Source organism: Streptomyces blattellae, from assembly GCF_009709555.1.
Classification (GTDB): domain Bacteria; phylum Actinomycetota; class Actinomycetes; order Streptomycetales; family Streptomycetaceae; genus Streptomyces; species Streptomyces blattellae.
Genome location: NZ_WJBG01000107.1, coordinates 1 through 15,618, shown reverse-complemented (window position 1 = coordinate 15,618; position 15,618 = coordinate 1). Strand labels below are relative to the sequence as shown.

Annotated in this window: 13 protein-coding genes, 2 pseudogenes and 1 riboswitch; of the genes and pseudogenes, 5 read left to right on the top strand and 10 right to left on the bottom strand. The window is 71.0% G+C overall.

Translation table 11 applies throughout. The features are described 5' to 3' along the window. Window positions 1–83 precede the first annotated feature (83 nt). Window positions 84–1,370 carry a D-alanyl-D-alanine carboxypeptidase family protein gene (locus GFH49_RS03920; protein ID WP_230396146.1) on the top strand — a complete coding sequence of 429 codons (1,287 nt, stop codon included), beginning with the start codon at window positions 84–86 and terminating at the stop codon, window positions 1,368–1,370. Here the strand turns inward: GFH49_RS03920 and GFH49_RS03915 are convergent. Genes GFH49_RS03915 through GFH49_RS03900 form a run of 4 tightly spaced genes read right to left on the bottom strand, consistent with a single transcriptional unit; the run spans window position 1,318 to window position 4,142 of the window. Then, window positions 1,318–2,244: a YihY/virulence factor BrkB family protein gene (locus GFH49_RS03915; protein WP_155054329.1), complete on the bottom strand. Its 927-nt coding sequence runs from the start codon at window positions 2,242–2,244 to the stop codon at window positions 1,318–1,320. The genes GFH49_RS03920 and GFH49_RS03915 overlap by 53 nt on opposite strands. Then, window positions 2,232–2,699 carry a GtrA family protein gene (locus GFH49_RS03910; protein WP_230396145.1) on the bottom strand — a complete coding sequence of 156 codons (468 nt, stop codon included), beginning with the start codon at window positions 2,697–2,699 and terminating at the stop codon, window positions 2,232–2,234. Before GFH49_RS03910 ends, GFH49_RS03915 begins: the two co-directional genes overlap by 13 nt. Further along, the gene (locus tag GFH49_RS03905; RefSeq protein WP_155054328.1) at window positions 2,696–3,658 is read right to left on the bottom strand and encodes a decaprenyl-phosphate phosphoribosyltransferase; all 963 of its coding nucleotides are present in this window, start codon (window positions 3,656–3,658) and stop codon (window positions 2,696–2,698) included. The genes GFH49_RS03910 and GFH49_RS03905 overlap by 4 nt, the downstream gene beginning before the upstream one ends. Continuing rightward, on the bottom strand, window positions 3,651–4,142 hold the full coding sequence (locus GFH49_RS03900) for a phosphatase PAP2 family protein (RefSeq protein WP_196217844.1): 492 nt from the start codon (window positions 4,140–4,142) through the stop codon (window positions 3,651–3,653). The genes GFH49_RS03905 and GFH49_RS03900 overlap by 8 nt, the downstream gene beginning before the upstream one ends. A gap of 148 nt (window positions 4,143–4,290) precedes the next feature. Between GFH49_RS03900 and dprE1 the strand changes: the two genes are divergently transcribed. Beyond that, entirely contained in the window at window positions 4,291–5,640 is a 1,350-nt protein-coding gene (gene dprE1 / locus GFH49_RS03895) for a decaprenylphosphoryl-beta-D-ribose oxidase (protein ID WP_155054326.1), read from the top strand. A 19-nt stretch (window positions 5,641–5,659) separates the two neighbouring features. Next, entirely contained in the window at window positions 5,660–6,415 is a 756-nt protein-coding gene (dprE2, locus tag GFH49_RS03890; RefSeq protein WP_155054325.1) for a decaprenylphospho-beta-D-erythro-pentofuranosid-2-ulose 2-reductase, read from the top strand. 54 nt (window positions 6,416–6,469) lie between these two features. Here the strand turns inward: dprE2 and GFH49_RS03885 are convergent, their stop codons facing one another. The 3 genes from GFH49_RS03885 to GFH49_RS03875 all read right to left on the bottom strand — a co-directional run bounded on the left by GFH49_RS03885 (window position 6,470) and on the right by GFH49_RS03875 (window position 9,817). Continuing rightward, a complete protein-coding gene (locus GFH49_RS03885) occupies window positions 6,470–7,048 on the bottom strand; it encodes a 2'-5' RNA ligase family protein (RefSeq protein ID WP_155054324.1) in 579 nt (192 codons plus the stop codon). Between the two features lie 179 nt (window positions 7,049–7,227). Further along, on the bottom strand, window positions 7,228–8,241 hold the full coding sequence (gene trpS, locus GFH49_RS03880; RefSeq protein ID WP_155054323.1) for a tryptophan--tRNA ligase: 1,014 nt from the start codon (window positions 8,239–8,241) through the stop codon (window positions 7,228–7,230). Window positions 8,242–8,365: 124 nt separating this feature from the next. Beyond that, window positions 8,366–9,817, bottom strand: coding sequence for a glycine hydroxymethyltransferase (locus tag GFH49_RS03875; protein WP_155054322.1), 1,452 nt, complete (start codon window positions 9,815–9,817; stop codon window positions 8,366–8,368). A gap of 44 nt (window positions 9,818–9,861) precedes the next feature. Continuing rightward, window positions 9,862–9,971, bottom strand: a riboswitch (ZMP/ZTP riboswitch). A gap of 91 nt (window positions 9,972–10,062) precedes the next feature. On the opposite strand from GFH49_RS03875, the gene rocD reads away from it, so the two are divergent. Both rocD and GFH49_RS03865 read left to right on the top strand, forming a co-directional pair. Next, complete coding sequence (gene rocD, locus GFH49_RS03870) at window positions 10,063–11,301, top strand: ornithine--oxo-acid transaminase (protein WP_155054321.1); 1,239 nt, start codon at window positions 10,063–10,065, stop codon at window positions 11,299–11,301. Window positions 11,302–11,508: 207 nt separating this feature from the next. Next, a pseudogene (locus GFH49_RS03865) lies at window positions 11,509–11,790 on the top strand (carboxymuconolactone decarboxylase family protein); the annotation flags it as partial. Window positions 11,791–12,041: 251 nt separating this feature from the next. Here the strand turns inward: GFH49_RS03865 and GFH49_RS03860 are convergent. The 3 genes and pseudogenes from GFH49_RS03860 to GFH49_RS39255 form a co-directional block, all read right to left on the bottom strand. Beyond that, a complete protein-coding gene (locus GFH49_RS03860) occupies window positions 12,042–13,571 on the bottom strand; it encodes a GMC family oxidoreductase (protein WP_155054320.1) in 1,530 nt (509 codons plus the stop codon). A gap of 105 nt (window positions 13,572–13,676) precedes the next feature. Beyond that, window positions 13,677–15,194, bottom strand: a complete 1,518-nt coding sequence (locus tag GFH49_RS03855; protein WP_155054319.1) for an aldehyde dehydrogenase family protein — start codon at window positions 15,192–15,194, stop codon at window positions 13,677–13,679. A gap of 198 nt (window positions 15,195–15,392) precedes the next feature. Beyond that, window positions 15,393–15,618 (bottom strand): annotated as a pseudogene (locus GFH49_RS39255) (hypothetical protein); the annotation flags it as partial.

Genomic DNA, 15,618 nt, shown 5'->3' with positions numbered 1-15,618 from the left:
TATCACCGCCGCCTGTCCGGATCCGCCGCCGGGGTGGGGTGGGCGACGGGACTTCCCGGCCCGCGGCAGGTACGTTCTCGACCGTGCCCGCACCCATGAAGACCGCCAGGCGATCCCTGCTGGTCACTTCCGCCACGTTCTTGTCCTTCTCGCTGACCGCCGCGCCGGTTCTGGCGGCACCCGAGCCAACGCCCTCGCCCTCACCCTCGGTCACTCCCCCGGCGAACATGTCGACGGTGGGCGGCGCCCGGCTCGGCGAGGCCGGGGCGCAAGTCAATCTCGCGAGCGGGGTGCCGGTGCTCCCCAAGGACCTGTCCGCGCGGTCGTGGATCGTCACCGACGCCGAGTCGGGTGACGTGCTGGCCGCGAACAACGCGCACTGGCGGCTGCCCCCGGCGAGCACGCTGAAGATGCTGTTCGCGGACACCCTGCTGCCGAAGTACCCGAAGACCATGAAGCACACCGTGGCGCCCAGCGACCTGGCCGACATCGGCGCCGGGTCCAGCCTGGTCGGGATCAAGGAGGGCGAGACCTACACGGTCAACGACCTGTGGCTCGGCGTCTTCCTGCGCTCCGGCAACGACGCGGTGCATGTGCTGTCCGCCATGAACGGCGGCGTCTCCGACACCGTCGAGCAGATGAACGAGCACGCCGAGGAGCTCCAGGCCCTCGACACGAACGTCGTCAGCCCCGACGGTTACGACGCCCCCGGGCAGGTCTCGTCCGCGTACGACCTGACGCTGATCGCCCGCTCCGGGCTGCAGAAGAAGGACTTCCGCGAGTACTCCTCCACGGTATCCGCGGAGTTCCCGGGCGAGACGACCAAGAACAGCAAGGGCAGGACGGTCCGCGAGTCCTTCGAGATCCAGAACACCAACCGGCTGCTGACCGGCGACAGCGGCCTGGACCAGTACCCGGGCATCGCGGGCGTCAAGAACGGCAACACGACCAACGCCGGCTCCACCTTCACCGGCGTCGCCGAACGCGACGGCAGGGTCCTGCTGGTCACCGTCATGAACCCGCAGAAGGACGAGCACAACCAGGTCTACAAGGAGACCGCCGCGCTCTTCGACTGGGGGTTCAAGGCGGCCGGCAAGGTGGAGCCGGTGGGCGAGCTGGTGCCGCCGAAGAGTGCCGCGCAGGCCAGCGCCCAGCCGGGGGCGGACGACGGCGGTGAGGCCGGTGGTTCCGGCGACAGCGAGGTGTCCGCGGAGCCGGTGACGGGCGCGGCGGCCGAGAGCGGTTCCGGCGGGATGGGGGTCGCGCTCGCGATCACCGGCGGGGTGCTGGTGCTGCTCGCGGCGGGCTCGTTCCTGGTCAACCGCCGGTGGCCGCTGCCTGACCTGGTACGTCGCCGGACTCGTCCCTGACCTCGGTCTCCTCGGTCTCCTCGGTCTCCTTGCTCCCCGTCGCCGTCCACGCGGCACAGAACAGGACCAGCTTCGAGGTGAAGTTGATCCACAGCAGCAGGGCGACGGGGACGCCGAACGCGCCGTACATGCTCCTCCCGGCCACCCCCTGCATATAGCCGCTGAGCATCAGCTTGAGCAGTTCGAACCCGATCGCGCCGATCAGCGCGGCCACCATCAGCCGACGGCGCGGCGGTTCGACGCCGGGCAGCAGGGTGAGGACGTACAGGAGCACCAGGAAGTCGGCGAGTACGGCGACGGCGAACGCGGCGATGTGCAGCAGGACCCCGCCCCAGCCGCCCTCCTCGATGCCGATCTGCTCGGTGATCCAGCCGACCATCGCGGAGGCCACGGTGGAGGCGGCGAGCGTCACCAGGAGCGCGCCGCCGAGCCCTACGAGGATGCCCGCGTCCTTGGCCTTGCTGAAGACCGGGTTCTCCTCGCTGTCGGGCAGCTCCCACACCGCGCGCAGACAGTCGCGCATCGAGCCGACCCAGCCGATGCCGGTGAACAGCAGGACGACGCCGGCGATGAGGCCGACGGTGCCGGCGTTGGCGACCAGGCCGTCGATGTCGAGTTGCTGGGAGATGCCGGGCACCTGCTCGGCGATCTTGTCCTCCAGCTCGTTCTGCTGGGACCTGGTGAGGGTCGCGGCGGCGATGGCGGCGGCCACCGTCAGCAGCGGGAAGAGCGCCACGAAGCTGATGAAGGTCATCGCGGCGGCCAGCCGCGTCCACTTCACCCGGTCCAGACGCTCGTACGACCGCCACGCGTGCGTGGACATCAATCGGGCCACCAGCGGCCCGACGACAGGGAGCTTTTTCAGCCAGTCCATGATCCGACTCTGCCCTCGTCTCGGAAGACCAGTGTCCGAGTGCCCCAAAAACGCAGGACAGTGGCGAGCGCCATGCCGATTCCCGCGCCGGACACGGTGTCCGCGCGCTGCGAGGTGAAGCCGAGGCCGTAGTGGCTGACGGTGAGACACAGGAGCTGGACGAGCGCCCCCGCGGCGTTCACCGCGAAGAACATGGCGTACGGGCGCAGGCCCCGCGGTCTGGTGTCGCGGTAGGTGCCGAACGCGTTGCCCACGTAGGCCACCGAGCAGCCCGCCGCGAAGGAGACCGCCTTGGCGGTGAGCGGTCCGAGTCCGGCGGGACCGCGCAGCCACATGAACAGGGCGAGGTCGACGGCGTAGGCGAGGAGGCCGGCGGCGGCGAACCCCAGCGCTTCGCGGATTGTGCCGGGATGGGTCGTCGGTCGGGTGCGGCGCCGCGGTGGCCGCACATTCACCAATTGGCCACCGCCAAGCCGTACATCGCCAGCCACGCCAAGGCGATGAGTGCGAGGGCTCGGTCGTGGAGGACGACGTCCTCGGGTTCACCCGCGGTGCCGCGGTCGGCGAAGACGGCGTAGCGGAGGATCGCCACGATGAAGGCGACCATGGACAGCTGCCGCCACGGCAGCACGCCGGTGTTCGGGACGCCGCCCTCCTCCAGGGCCCACAGGCAGTAGCCGAGGACGGCGACGCCGGCCGCCAGCTGCCATACGAAACGCAGGTAGCCGGTGGTGTATTCGGTGAGCAACGCGCGCGTGGCGCCCGCTGTGCCGGCCATCTGGACGGCTTCGGAGTAGCGCTTGGCCGACACCATGAACAGCGCGCCGAACCCGGTGGTGATCAGGAACCAGCGCGACAGGGGGATGCCTAGCGCGAGCCCGCCGGCCATGGCCCGCATCAGGAACCCGGTCGTGACGACGACGAGGTCCACGACCAGGACGTGCTTGAGGCTGATGCAGTACGCCAGTTGCATGCCGAGGTACGCGGTCAGCAGCGCTGCGAGGGCGGGCGTGGTCAGCCAGGCCGCCGCGGCCGGCGCGAGGACGGCGAGGGCGCCGCCGACGGCGTACGCGACCGGTACGGGGACCTGGCCGGCGGCGACCGGGCGGTGGCACTTGGTGGGGTGGGCGCGGTCGGCCTCGGCGTCGCGGGCGTCGTTGATCAGGTACACGGCGGCGGCGCAGGCCGTGAACAGCGCGAAGACCAGCGCGATGCGGGTGGGTGCGCCCGGTGCGAGCAGCCGGCCGGCGGCGGCGGGCGCGGCGACGACCAGGGCGTTCTTGACCCACTGCTTGGGGCGTGCGGTCTTGAGGAGGCCGCCCAGGAGGGTGCGTTTACGGGGCGCACCGCTGATGGTGCGGGCCGCGCCTGTGGCCGCCTGCGCGGTGTTCGTGAGCGGCGCTGTCTCAGTCATGCGGGCCCCCTCGAATCCAGCGCGATCCGATCCGCACCGTGAGCACCCCGAGGGCCGCGCCCGCTGCCACGTCGGAGGGATAGTGCACACCGACGACCAGACGGGAGAGGCACATGGCGACGGCGAGCGGGGGGACGAACGCGGCGCCGAGTGTGCCGTAGGCGACGGCTGCCGCGGCGGCCGAGGTGGCGTGCGAACTCGGGAAGGAGTGGCGGCCGGCGGTGCGCACACGGGGGGCGAGATGCGTGGGGCGCCTGCGGCGTACGACGCGCTTCACACCCATGCTGGCGACGTGCGCGCCCACCGTGAGCGCTGTACCGCGCAACCAGGCGCCACGTCGCCCGCCGTCCACGGCAGCGCCCGCGAGTCCGGCCGCGATCCACAGCGCACCGTGCTCGCCCGCCCAGGACAGGGCCCGCGCGGCTGCCCCTACGCGCGGGTCCGCACCGTAGGCATGGAACGCGGAAAGGATTCGGTGGTCCATGGTCTCGAAGTCGTCCACTGGACTCACTGTTCACGTCACCCCGGCCGGAATTACGGCAATATTGAGCGACATCCCATTAATCACCCATTTCGGGGAGTAACGGAATGTTACGAAACAGCCTGCCAAACCCCGGCTATACGGTCACCGCATGTCTGCCGACACCGTTTCCGTCACGGGATGGGGCCGCACCGCTCCCACCGTCGCCCGGCTGATCCGGCCACGGACGTACGAGGAGGCCGCAGCCGCCGTCCGGGGCTGCGGGGCCCGCGGCGGCATCCCCAGAGGGCTGGGGCGGGCCTACGGGGACGCGGCGCAGAACGCCGGCGGGACCGTGCTCGACATGACGGGCCTGGACCGCATCCACGCCATCGACGCCTCCGGCGGCACCGTCCTGTGCGACGCGGGTGTCTCGCTGCACCGCCTGATGGAAGTCCTGCTGCCGCTCGGCTGGTTCGTCCCCGTGACGCCCGGCACCCGCCAGGTGACGGTCGGCGGCGCGATCGGCGCCGACATCCACGGCAAGAACCACCATGTGTCCGGCGCCTTCTCCCGGCACGTCCTGTCGCTGGAACTCCTCACCGCCGACGGCGAGATCCGCACCGTCGGCCGCGGCACCCCCCTCTTCGACGCGACGGCCGGCGGCATGGGCCTGACCGGCGTCATCCTGACCGCGACGGTCCAGCTGCAGGCGGTACAGACCTCCCTCATGTCCGTCGACACCGAACGGGCCGCCGACCTCGACGACCTGATGGCCCGTCTGACCGCGACCGACCACCTCTACCGCTACTCGGTGGCCTGGATCGACCTCCTGGCCCGCGGCGCGGCGACGGGCCGCGCGGTGCTGACCCGCGGCGACCACGCACCGCTCGACACGCTGCCCGCACGCGTGCGCAGAGCCCCGCTCTCCTTCCGCCCCTCCCGGTTGCCGCCCGCCCCCGCCTTCCTCCCGGAAGGACTGCTCAGCCGCACCACCGTGGGCCTGTTCAACGAACTCTGGTACCGGAAGGCGCCACGCGCGCGTACCGGCGAACTGCAGAAGATCTCCGCCTTCTTCCACCCCCTCGACGGCGTCCCCCACTGGAACCGCGTCTACGGCCGCGGCGGCTTCGTGCAGTACCAGTTCGTCGTCGGATACGGTCAGGAGGACGCCCTGCGCCGGATCGTGCGGCGCATCTCGGCCCGCCGCTGCCCGTCGTTCCTCGCCGTCCTCAAGCGCTTCGGGGACGCCGACCCGGGCTGGCTCTCCTTCCCCGTGCCCGGCTGGACGCTGGCCCTGGACATCCCTGCCGGACTGCCCGGCCTCGGCGCCTTCCTCGACGAACTGGACGGGGAGGTGGCCGCGGCGGGCGGGCGGGTCTACCTGGCCAAGGACGCCCGGCTGCGTCCGGAGCTGCTCACCTCGATGTACCCCCGGCTCGACGAGTTCCGCGCCCTGCGCGCGGAACTGGACCCCCGCGGGGTGTTCGTGTCGGACCTGTCGCGCCGCCTCACCCTCTAGGCACACCCCAGGAGTTGTCGTGAAGGACGCCTTCGGCCTCCCCCAGTCCCTGCTCGTCCTCGGCGGTACGTCCGAGATCGCGCTCGCCACCGCGCGGCGCCTGATCGCCCGCCGCACCCGCACGGTGTGGCTGGCGGGCCGCCCGACGCCCGCGCTCGACGGGGCCGCCGCCGAACTGCGCGCCCTCGGGGCCGAGGTGCACACCGTCCCCTTCGACGCGCTCGACCCCGGCTCCCACGAAACGGTGCTCGGCAAGGTCTTCGCCGAGGGCGACATCGACATGGTGCTGCTCGCCTTCGCCATCCTCGGCGACCAGGCGCACGACGAGCGCGAACCGGCCGCCGCGGTCCGGGTCGCGCAGACCAACTACACGGGCGCGGTGTCCTCGGCGCTCGTCGCCGCGCGCGCGTTGCAGACCCAGGGCCACGGCTCCCTGGTCGTGCTCTCCTCCGTCGCCGGCGAGCGCGCCCGCCGCGCCAACTTCATCTACGGCTCCAGCAAGGCCGGCCTCGACGCCTTCGCCCAGGGCCTGGGCGACGCCCTCCACGGCACCGGCGTGCACGTCATGGTCGTACGCCCCGGCTTCGTACGCTCGAAGATGACCGCCGGCCTGGCAGAAGCCCCCCTCGCCACGACCCCCGAGGCGGTCGCCACCGCCATCGAGCTGGGCCTGAGGCGGCGCTCGGAGACGGTATGGGTGCCGGGGGCACTGCGTCTGGTGATGTCGGCGCTGCGGCATGCACCGCGGGCGGTGTTCCGGCGGCTGCCGGCCTAGTGCCGAGTGTCGGCGCCCCGGGAGGCGGCGGGGGGAGGCTCGGGTGCCGGGGAACTAGCGGGTCGGCAGGGAGCCCCGGTCCACATGGCCCGGCTGCGGGGGCACCACCGCGCCCCCGAAGGTGAACTCGCGCAGCTTGCGCCATACGCCGTCGGCGCCCTGTTCGTAGAGCGCGAAGCCGGTGCAGGGCCAGGCGGCGGTGTAGTCCGCGAGTTCCTCGAAGGCGCGGTCCATCGCCTCGTCGTCGATGCCGTGCGCCACGGTGACATGCGGGTGGTACGGGAACTGCAGTTCGCGCGCCACCGGCCCGGAGGCGTCGCGGACCTGCTTCTGCAGCCAGGTGCAGGCTGCGGCGCCCTCGACGACCTGGACGAACACGACCGGGGACAGGGGACGGAAGGTGCCCGTGCCGGACAGCCGCATCGGGAAGGGGCGCGCGGCCGCGGCGACCCCAACGAGGTGGGCCTCGATCGCGGCCAGCTCGCTGGCGTCGACCTCCGTCGGCGGCACCAGGGTGACGTGCGTGGGGATGCCGTACGCCGCGGCGTCGCCGAAGCCCGCGCGCCGCTCCTGGAGCAGGCTGCCGTGAGGCTCCGGGACCGCGATCGACACACCGATCGTTACGGTCCCCACGTCGTCTCCTGTCGTTCTGTCGTGCTGCTGGTTCGTCCGGTGAACAGGGGTGACCGCTGGTGCGGCCATCCGGCTATCGACTGTACGGCCACGGCTGTCCTGCGGGCAGGCGCAACCGTAGTGATGTGCAGCGCTGTCGGTGGTACGGCTCTCGTGCCTGCGGCTGTGCCGTGGAGCGGTCAGTGCTTGGCGGGCAGGAAGCCCACCTTGTCGTACGCCTGGGAGAGGGTCTCCGCGGCGACGGCACGCGCCTTCTCCGCCCCCTTGGCCAGGATCGAGTCGAGCGTCTCCGGGTCGTCCAGATACTGCTGGGTGCGCTCGCGGAACGGCGTCACGAACTCGACCATGACCTCGGCGAGGTCCGTCTTGAGCGCACCGTAGCCCTTCCCCTCGTACCTCTGCTCCAGTTCCGCGATTCCGGCGCCGGTGAGGGTCGAGTAGATGGTCAGCAGGTTGCTGACGCCCGGTTTGTTCTCGGCGTCGTAGCGGATGACCGTGTCGGTGTCGGTGACCGCGCTCCTGACCTTCTTGGCGGTGGCCTTGGGATCGTCGAGCAGGTTGATCAACCCCTTCGGGGTCGATGCCGACTTGCTCATCTTGATCGACGGTTCCTGGAGGTCGTAGATCTTCGCCGTCTCCCTGAGGATGTACGGCTTCGGGATCGTGAACGTCTCGCCGAAGCGGCCATTGAAGCGCTCGGCGAGGTCACGGGTCAGCTCGATGTGCTGGCGCTGGTCCTCGCCGACCGGCACCTCGTTCGCCTGGTAGAGCAGGATGTCCGCGACCTGGAGGACCGGGTACGTGAAGAGGCCGACGCTGGCGCGGTCGGCGCCCTGCCTGGCGGACTTGTCCTTGAACTGGGTCATGCGGGACGCCTCACCGAAGCCGGTGAGGCAGTTCATGATCCAGGCGAGCTGGGCGTGCTCGGGGACATGGCTCTGGACGAAGAGCGTGCAGCGCTCCGGGTCGAGCCCCGCGGCCAGGAGCTGTGCGGCGGCGAGGCGGGTGTTGGCCCGCAGTTCCTCCGGGTCCTGCGGAATCGTGATCGCGTGCAGGTCGACGACCATGTAGAACGCGTCGTGGGTCTCCTGCAACGCAACCCACTGGCGGACGGCGCCGAGGTAGTTGCCGAGGTGGAACGAGCCTGCGGTGGGCTGGATTCCGGAGAGCACGCGAGGTCGATCAGAGGCCATGCTCACCATTCTCTCAGAGAGCTCGGGTGGTTCGGTGCGTGGGGAACTGCGGGCCACAGGGGCTGGTCGCGCCCACGCGCGGGGCCGCATATTCGATGCGGCCCCGCGCTCCTTACAGGGCGCTTCAGCCGAGGTCGATCTCCGGGTAGAGCGGGAATCCGGCGACCAGGTCGGTGGCGCGGTGGGAGATCTCGTCCGCGACCTTGGGGTCGAGGACGTGGGCGGCCTTGGAGGGGGCCCCCGACTTGGTGGTGCCGGGCTCCGTGGTGGTGAGGACGCGGTCGATGAGGGCGGCGACCTCGTCCATCTCGGCGGTGCCCAGGCCGCGGGTGGTGAGCGCGGGGGTGCCGATGCGGATGCCGGAGGTGTACCAGGCGCCGTTGGGGTCGGCCGGGATGGAGTTGCGGTTGGTGACGATGCCGGATTCGAGCAGGGCGGCCTCGGCCTGGCGGCCGGTGAGGCCGTGGGAGGAGGCGACGTCGATCAGGTTGAGGTGGTTGTCGGTGCCGCCGGTCACCAGGGTCGCGCCCCGGCGCATCAGGCCGTCGGCGAGGGCGCGGGAGTTGTCGACGATGCGCTGGGCGTAGTCACGGAAGGAGGGCTGACGGGCCTCGGCGAGGGCGACGGCCTTGGCGGCCATGACGTGCGGGAGCGGGCCGCCGAGGACCATCGGGCAGCCGCGGTCGACCTGGTCCTTGAGGGAGTCGTCGCACAGGACCATGCCGCCGCGGGGGCCGCGGAGGGACTTGTGGGTGGTCGTCGTCACGATCTGGGCGTGCGGGACCGGGTCGAAGTCGCCGGTGAGGACCTTGCCCGCGACCAGGCCGGCGAAGTGCGCCATGTCGACCATGAGCGTCGCGCCGACCTCGTCGGCGATCTCGCGCATGATCCGGAAGTTCACCAGACGCGGGTACGCCGAGTAGCCACCGATGAGGATCAGCGGCTTGAACTCGCGGGCCGTGGCACGCATGGCGTCGTAGTCGACCATGCCTGTGACCGGGTCGGCTCCGTATACTGCGGACTCGAACATCTTGCCGGAGATGTTCGGGCGGAAGCCGTGGGTGAGGTGGCCGCCGGCGTCCAGGGACATGCCGAGCATGCGCTGGTTGCCGAAGGCCTGGCGGAGCTCGGCCCAGTCGGCCTCGGAGAGGTCGTTGACCTGGCGGACGCCGGCCTTCTCCAGGGCGGGGGTCTCGACGCGCTGGGCGAGGACGGACCAGAAGGCGACGAGGTTGGCGTCGATACCGGAGTGCGGCTGGACGTAGGCGTGGCGGGCGCCGAAGAGCTCGCGGGCGTGCTCGGCGGCCAGGGACTCGACGGTGTCGACGTTGCGGCAGCCGGCGTAGAAGCGGCGGCCGATGGTGCCCTCGGCGTACTTGTCGCTGAACCAGTTGCCCATGGCGAGCAGGGTGGCCGGGGAGGCGTAGTTCTCGGAGGCGATCAGCTTGAGCATCTCGCGCTGATCGTGGACCTCCTGGCCGATGGCGTCGGCGACGCGCGGCTCGACGGCGCGGATCACGTCGAGAGCGGCGCGGAAGGCGGTGGACTCGGTGGAGAGGGGCTGCTGCTCTGACATGTTCGTCGGCCTCCGGCGGCGTGGCTTGAAGCGGTCACGGTTCACGGTTCGGCCCAGGCGCACGGCACTCGCTCGTCAGCCCCAGGGGTCAGGCCGTCGAGGGCCGCTCCCCGATGGTCGGTCCCATCCCAGCGCGCCAGTCACGGCCCGCGATCAGCCTACCGGGCGCATGAGTCGGCTTGGCTCCCGCGTCCGGCATCCGAGCGACGATAGGAAGGGGGTCCGCCTCATGTTCGGGAGTTGCCGTGACCGCTACGGAAAGCCTCATCGAAGCAGCCGACGCCCACAGCGCCCACAACTACCACCCGCTGCCGGTCGTCGTGGCGACGGCGGACGGGGCCTGGATGACGGATGTCGAGGGCCGGCGGTATCTGGATCTGCTGGCCGGGTACTCGGCGCTCAATTTCGGTCACCGCAACCGGCGGCTGATCGATGCGGCTAAGGCGCAGCTGGAGCGGGTGACGCTGACGTCGCGGGCGTTTCATCACGACCGGTTCGCCGCGTTCTGCGCGGAGCTGGCCGAGCTGTGCGGCATGGAGATGGTGCTGCCGATGAGCACGGGCGCGGAGGCGGTGGAGACGGCCGTGAAAACGGCCCGGAAGTGGGGGTACCGGGTCAAGGGCGTGCCGGCGGAGATGGCGAAGATCGTGGTCGCGGGCGGTAATTTCCACGGCCGTACGACGACGGTCATCAGCTTCTCCACGGACCCCGAGGCGCGCGCGGACTTCGGTCCGTACACGCCGGGCTTCGCGATCGTGCCGTACGGGGATCTGACGGCGATGCGGGAGGCGATGACCGAGAACACGGTGGCGGTGCTGCTGGAGCCGATCCAGGGCGAGTCGGGGGTGATCGTGCCGCCCGAGGGTTATCTGCCGGCGGTGCGGGAGCTGGCGCGGGAGCGGAACGTTCTCTTCGTCGCCGACGAGATCCAGTCGGGGCTGGGGCGGACGGGACGTACCTTCGCGTGCGAGCACGAGGGGGTGGTGCCCGACATGTACGTGCTGGGCAAGGCCCTCGGCGGTGGTGTCGTGCCCGTGTCGGCGGTGGTGTCGAGCGCCGAGGTGCTGGGGGTGTTCCGGCCCGGGGAGCACGGGTCGACGTTCGGCGGGAATCCGCTGGCCTGTGCGGTGGCGCTGGAGGTGCTGGCGATGCTGCGGACGGGCGAGTTCCAGGCGCGGGCCGCGGAGCTGGGCGAACATCTGCGGCGGGAGCTGGCGGCGCTGGTCGGCACGGGGCGGGTGACGGAGGTGCGGGGGCGCGGGCTGTGGGCGGGCGTCGACATCGCCCGGGCGTACGGGACGGGGCGGGAGGTGTCCGAGAAGCTGATGGAGCGGGGTGTGCTGGTGAAGGACACCCTCCCCCACAGTCTTAAGGGCGCGGGCGGTGCCCCCAGGGCGACGATCCGCATCGCGCCGCCCCTGATGATCGGCAAGGAGGACCTGGACTGGGGGCTGGCGCAGCTGCGGGGCGTGCTGGGGGCGTAGCGCTTTGCCCGGCTCGTGGGTCGTGGCGCCGGCGCCCTTCCCGGCCCGGCAGAGGGTCTTCAACTGGGCGGTGGGTGAGCCAGCCCTCCGCGACGAGGTCGGCGATGGGAGGTCCCCCGCGTGAGCGCATTCGAGCGTGGGGGAGTCGGCGACCGTGTTGCGGGCGATGCCCAGGTCGGCGGCGAGGGTGCGGGAGGAGGGCAGCCGGCCGGTGAGAGCGTCGAGCGGATCATCCAGCTGGGCGCCTGGCAGGAGTCCCGGCACTTCTACACGGAGAAGGAACTGGCGGCGCTGGAGCAGACGGACGCCGTGACCGTCCTGACCGACGGCTTCGTGCCGGACGAGGTGCACGAGACGGCCGCCAAGCAGTTCGAGGAGGCGGAGCCGGCGCAGCCGATCGCCGCGATCACGGTGATCAACGCATGGAACCGGTTCGGTGTGACCTGCCGGATGGTGCCGGGGCACTACACGCCGGGGGATCACGGGTGACGACACGTGTGCACCCCGAGGAAGTGTGACACCTTCCGCGTCCGCGAGAGTGTCACACTCCGGGTGCGGGTGCGGCGGCGGCATCGGGTGCACGTCCGATCAAGGGCGCCCGGTGCGGTGCTGTCGCGACAGTCATCAGGTCGGCGATGATCATGGAGACCTCGTTCCTCCTTGTACTGCCGGCCCTTGCCACCGCCATCGGCGGTGCGCGTCTGCTCGGCGTACCGACGGACGTGTTCGGGCCGTACTCGTCACGCATCACCGCTGATCAGGTCGACGGCCTTCTCCCCGACCATGAGCACCCCGATCATCGGGTTCACGGCGGGCATCGCCGGGAAGACCGACGCGTCGGCGATCCGGATTCCGTCCAGGCCGCGGATCCTCAACTGCGGGTCCACCACGGCCTGTTCGTCGCTCGCCGCTCCCATACGGCAGGTGCCCGCCGGGTGGTACACGGTGTGCGCGACCTTGCGGGCGTACTCGCTGAGTTCGGCGTCGCCGAGGATCTCCGGGCCGGGGCACACCTCGCGCTTCAGCCAGCCCGCGAGGGGTTCGGTCGCGGCGATCTCGCGGGCGATGCGGATGCCGTCGACCAGGGTCCGGCCGTCGTGGTCGTCCTCGTCCGTGAAGTAGCGGAAATCGAGGGCCGGCTTGACCGAGGGATCCGGGCTCGTCAGGTACAGGCGGCCACGGGACTTCGGCTTGGGGATGTTCGGGGTCATCGAGACGCCGAACTCCGGCCGCTCGTAGCCCAGTCGTTCCGGGTTGTCCGTGAACGGGATCTGGTAGAAGTGGAACATCAGGTCCGGGCCCGCGTGTTCGGGATCGCGGCGCACGAACAGGCCCGCGTCGGAGTCCATCGCGGAGTTCTCCGGGATGGGGCCGTTGGTCTCCCAGACGATCACCGACTCGGGGTGGTCGAGCAGGTTCTCACCGACGCCGGGCAGATCGTGGACGACGGGAATGCCGAGCGCTTCCAGGTCATCGCGGGGCCCGATGCCCGAGTGCAGCAGCAGTCGCGGTGAGTCCACCGCGCCGGCGCAGAGCAGGACCTCGCCTCGGGCCCGTACGACGAACTCCGCGCCGTCCTTGTCCCGTACGTGCACGCCCGCGGCCCGGGTGCCGTCCAGCTCCAGCCGGTACGCCCAGGTCTCCAGCAGGATCGTCAGGTTCGGGCGCTCGTCCATCACGGGGTGGAGGTACGCCACCGACGCGCTCGACCGCTTGTTGGTCTCCGGGTGGTAGGCGAGGTCGAAGAAGCCGACGCCCTCGGTGAACGGCTTCTTGTTGAAGCCCTCGACGCGCGGGACGCCCAGCGCGGCCTGGGCTGCGTCGACGAAGTCGCGGGCGATGGCGTTCCGGTCCTTCTCGTCGACCGGGACGATGTTGTTCAGCAGCCGGGCGTAGTACGCCTCCATCGGCACCGCGCCCCACCCCTGCGCGCCGGCCGCCTCCCACTCGTCCCAGTCGGACGGCAGCGGCTTGAACGCGATCAGGGTGTTGTGGCTCGAACACCCGCCGAGGACCCGGGCACGGCTGTGCCGGATGTGGGAGTTGCCGCGGGGCTGCTCGGTGGTCGGGTAGTCGTAGTCCAGTTCGCCGCCGAGCAGGCCCATCCAGCGGCGCAGCGTCAGCACGTCGTCGCGTCCGGCATCGCTCGGCCCGCCCTCGATGACGGCGACGGTGACGTCCGGGTTCTCGGTGAGACGAGAGGCGATGACGGAGCCGGCGGTGCCGCCGCCGATGACAACGTAGTCGTAGAGGTGGGGGAGTTCGGACATGGGTGGTTACTCCAAGGGGATCAGGCTCAAGGGGGACCGAACGCGCCCCCATGGGGGCGCGGCAGACAACCGACGGCACATCGCGGCACCCGGCCGAGCGCAATGTCAGCCGGCGAACCAGCGGACCGGCCTCGGCGCCAGGTTCTGGTAGACGTGCTTGCTCTCCCGGTACTCGGCGAGTCCGGCGGGACCCAGCTCACGGCCCACCCCGCTCCTGCCGAAGCCGCCCCACTCCGCCTGGGGGAGATAGGGGTGGAAGTCGTTGATCCAGACGGTGCCGTGCCGCAGCCGCGCGGCGACCCGGCGGGCGCGTGCGGCGTCGGCGGTCCAGACGGCGCCCGCGAGCCCGTACTCCGTGTCGTTGGCGAGCGCGACCGCCTCGTCCTCGGTGCGGAACGTCTCGACGGTGAGCACCGGACCGAAGACCTCTTCGCGTACGACCTTCATCTCGCGGTCGCACTGGTCGAGGACCGTCGGCTCGTAGAAGTAGCCGGTGGCGGGGCGTTCGGCGCTCGGCTCGGGGCGCTTGCCGCCGGAGCGCAGCACCGCGCCCTCTTCCAGCGCGGAGGCGACGTACGACTCGACCTTCGCGCGCTGCTGCTCGGAGACGAGCGGACCGCACTCCACGCCGTCCTCGGTGCCGCGTCCGAGGCGGATCTTCGAGGCCCGGTGGGCGAGTTCGGCGACGAAACGCTCCCGGACCGACTCCTCGACGATGAGCCTCGCGCCCGCGGAGCACACCTGCCCGCTGTGGATGAACGCGGCGTTCAGGGCCTGGTCGACGGCCGTGTCGAAGGCCTCGTCGGTCGAACAGGCGTCGGCGAACACGACATTGGGGTTCTTGCCGCCGAGTTCGAGGGCGACCTTCTTGACGGTCACGGCGGCGGCCTGCGCGACCTTCGTGCCGCTGGTCAGGCCGCCGGTGAAGGACACGAGGTCGACGTCGGGGTGCTCGGCGAGGCGGGCGCCGACGGTGTGGCCGGGGCCGGTGACGATGTTCGCGACCCCGGCGGGCAGACCGGCCTCGGCCAGCAGGTCGATCAGGGCGATCGTCGTGAGCGGGGTGATCTCGCTCGGCTTGATCACGAAGGTGTTGCCGGCCGCCAGCGCCGGGGCGATCTTCCAGCTGGCCTGCAGCAGGGGGTAGTTCCAGGGCGTGATCAGCGCGCAGACGCCGGCCGGCTCGTGCACGACGACGCTGTGGATGTCGGGCGAGCCCGCGTCGACCACCCGGCCCGCGCCCTCCGCCGCCACCAGATCGGCGAAGTAGCGGAAGGCGTCGGCGACGCAGTCGATGTCGATCCGGCCCTCTTCCACGGTCTTGCCCGCGTCACGGCTCTCCAGCAGCCCGAGCGGCTCACGGTCGCGGGCGAGGAGGTCGGCGACGCGACGCAGCAGCGCGGCGCGTTCGGCGACGGGGGTACGCGGCCAGTCCCCCGCGCCTGCGTCGAAGGCGCGGCGCGCGGCCTCGACCGCCAGATCGGTGTCCTTCCCGTCCCCCTCCGCGACCACGGCGAAGGGCAGGGCGTCCGCCGGGTCGAGGATCTCGCGGGTGGCGCCGGAGACCGCTTCCCGCCACTGGCCGTCGACGTGGATCGTCCGTTGCGCCTGCTGCCTTGCCATGACCGGTATTGCCCTCCGTTCCTGTTCAGTACCCCTGAGTCACACATGCGTCACCCTCGGGACCGTGAGCACATGCCCTCGGCCCGCTGATGCATGCGCGATCCACGACGAAAGTGGGGCGGGTCACTGAACATGCGGTCGGCATCGGCAAGCTCCGGGAGGAGCCGCAGAGCGTGTGCCCCGGTCGCCGGGGCCGCCTCAGCCGATCGATGCCGGGTCGCAGGCGTAGGGCGGGCAGAACCCGGACAACGCCGTGGTGAGCAGCTCCGGTTCGTCCTCGCGGCCGTCCGCGTCGGGGCCGTACGCGGCGATCGCGTAGACGTTGCCGTCCTCGGCGACGAACCGCTCGTCGTAGACGTGCTCTGGGTCTCGTCGGACAGGAACAGCTCGAAGGACTCCTCCGGTGACGCCTCCGCCACCTGGT